The organism is Escherichia sp. AM3, from assembly GCF_032029835.1.
GTDB lineage: Bacteria > Pseudomonadota > Gammaproteobacteria > Enterobacterales > Enterobacteriaceae > Escherichia > Escherichia coli.
In genome coordinates this window covers 1-1,197 of sequence record NZ_JAVUPQ010000337.1, presented here as the reverse complement: position 1 = coordinate 1,197, position 1,197 = coordinate 1, and the positions used below count along the sequence as shown (strand labels likewise).

2 protein-coding genes are annotated in these 1,197 nt (G+C 35.6%); both read right to left on the bottom strand.

Features of this window, described 5'->3' with window-relative positions; translation table 11 throughout:
• Positions 1–557, bottom strand: a 557-nt coding sequence (locus tag RTW80_RS25645) for an EscU/YscU/HrcU family type III secretion system export apparatus switch protein (protein WP_213191281.1), incomplete at its 3' end; no start/stop codon positions are given.
• 8 nt (positions 558–565) lie between these two features.
• On the bottom strand, positions 566–1,189 hold the full coding sequence (gene sctT, locus RTW80_RS25640) for a type III secretion system export apparatus subunit SctT (RefSeq protein WP_160461991.1): 624 nt from the start codon (positions 1,187–1,189) through the stop codon (positions 566–568).
• Positions 1,190–1,197 lie beyond the last annotated feature (8 nt).

Here is a 1,197-nt window from a genome sequence, read left to right as displayed (position 1 = left end):
AGACAATACAGTATGAGAAGGAATAGCATCTCTCCCCAATCTGATAATAAAGATATGATATCTCCATCAAGAGTTTTAAAAAGCAGTGATTTATGATTACTCCAAAATACTTTGATCGCCAATGCAAAAAAAATAATATAAAGAATTGCTTTAACAGATTCTTTTACGGTTTTTAAGCCAAATATACGCTTTAAGCCATTTACTGGATTCAATGAATCAAGCTTAAATTTAACAGCTTCAGTTGCTAATTGCTTTTTACTTTGAAACCAGGAGACAAGTATTGTTGTGAACATGCAAACCAGCAAAAAAGGAATGTTCGTTTTCAACCAACCAACCCCCATAGCTTTAAAATAGTCCCAAATATCTGGTTTAGCGTTATGATCAAGGATGTATTCAAGAATCGACATAATGTGATGCACATCAAAAACATATCCGAGATATAAAGTACCCACAAGCATTATTACAGAGATGGTTAAGTCTCTACTTTTTAGAATTTGCCCTTTTTTAGAAGCATCCTGGAGTTTCTTTTGTGTTGGCTTTTCAGTTTTATTGGCCATGAAACACTCTATTTCTCAATGTATAGTTGCAATTGTTCTGGGAAAAAGGATAACGGCATTACTCGTTCAGCCAGTATTGGGCCAAAATAAATAATTAATATTAAAAATGCCAGCGCACTTTTGACAGTCAGTGAAATGGCAAAAGCATTTAGTTGTGAAGCATAACGTGCCAGCAATCCCAGGACAGCCTCACCGCCCAGCATAACGGCAATCACGGGGCTTGCGTAAACGATAGTATGAGTCATTATGTTATTAATATATGAGAATAAAGGCTCTAATTTAGGAAAATTAAAATTGCCTGAAGGCCATAAATTATAACTTTGCCAAAGAGTTTCCAGAATAAAGTTCATTCCACCTTTAGTAAGATAAACCGCAGCAGAGAAAAGGTTAAATAATCTTGCTAATTCCGAGGTATCGACACCTGTAGCCGGATCCAAAGTACTACTTAATGTTGCACCGCGTTGGTTATCGATAAAGCTACCTATAGCAAGGAAAATCCAAAACGGGGATGCTAATAAGCATGCAATAAACAGCCCTATGATAATTTCTCTGGCAGCGAACAAAGCAATATCGATTTCATTTAAGTTCAATAATTCATAGTGGTAATGCTGAACTAATGCACATGATACCACTATTATTA